The 1,033-nt window shown below is 47.0% G+C and carries 1 protein-coding gene; it reads left to right on the forward strand.

Annotation, left to right across the window (positions count from 1 at the left end; all coding sequences use genetic code 11):
* Positions 1-41: 41 nt before the first annotated feature.
* Positions 42-1,033 (forward strand): methyl-accepting chemotaxis protein (locus tag B071_RS17690; RefSeq protein WP_157703232.1); only part of this gene is annotated, 992 nt, incomplete at its 3' end.

Genomic DNA, 1,033 nt, shown 5'->3' on the forward strand with positions numbered 1-1,033 from the left:
TTGACCAATATGAAGATACTGTTAACGAGCTGGCTCGACTGGTGGGACGAATTGAGTCGGCAGCGGCGCCGCTTGAAGACTTGTTAGCTGATATGCCTGGTTTTCTAAATGAAGAAGTGGCACAGCAGTCACAGCAGCTAATTCTGAATTCCATATTAATGATGTTGTTCGGAATGGTGCTGGTAGTTGGACTGGTGCTCGGGTTCACCTCGCGATTGGTTCGCCGATTACAGATCATAGAGGATTCAATGAATCAGGTCAGCCAGCATGATCTTACGGCCTCGGTTAACATCAATGTGAAAGATGAAACCGGTTTGCTGGCCAAGCATATCAACTCAGTGGTCGATCAATTGCAGGCTATTATACGTGATATCAAGGACACATCATCAGCAGCCACGCAGCTGTGTCAGAACCTTGGCTCCAGCACGGCCGAATCGGCAGCTGCTATCACACAGATTAGTGGCAATATTCAGAGTATCGAGAAACAGTTTGCCAATCTGGATGAAGTTATCAGCAATGTTCAGCATTCGGTTGAAGAAATCGATCGCAAGCTGGCCAATCAGGCCAAAGGCATGGAACGCCAGTCAACAAATATTGTCGAATCCTCCAGTGCCATCGAAGAAATGACCGCCTCAATTAACAGTGTTTCCCGCCTGGCCGAGGACAGGAACAGGGGAATCCAATCTCTGGTTCAGGCTGCTGAAACCGGTAACGAAAAAGTGGAGAGTACTTTTTCCATTATCCGCGAAATAACGGCTGATATTCAGAATTTGATGGATATCATCGATATAATTAACAGTATTGCGGGACAGACCAATCTGCTTTCAATGAATGCTGCCATCGAAAGTGCGCACGCCGGAGAGGCAGGGAGAGGTTTTGCTGTTGTTGCTGAAGAAATACGCAAACTGGCTGAGTCGACCGGTGAGAATGCCCGAATAATTGAAAATTCCCTCACGTCAATTACGGAGCGTATTCAGGAAGCAGACAAGACCAGTGTTCAGAATCTGGAAAATTTTCGCGATATAACGCAGGA

The sequence above is a fragment of the Alkalispirochaeta alkalica DSM 8900 genome (genome assembly GCF_000373545.1).
GTDB lineage: Bacteria > Spirochaetota > Spirochaetia > DSM-27196 > Alkalispirochaetaceae > Alkalispirochaeta > Alkalispirochaeta alkalica.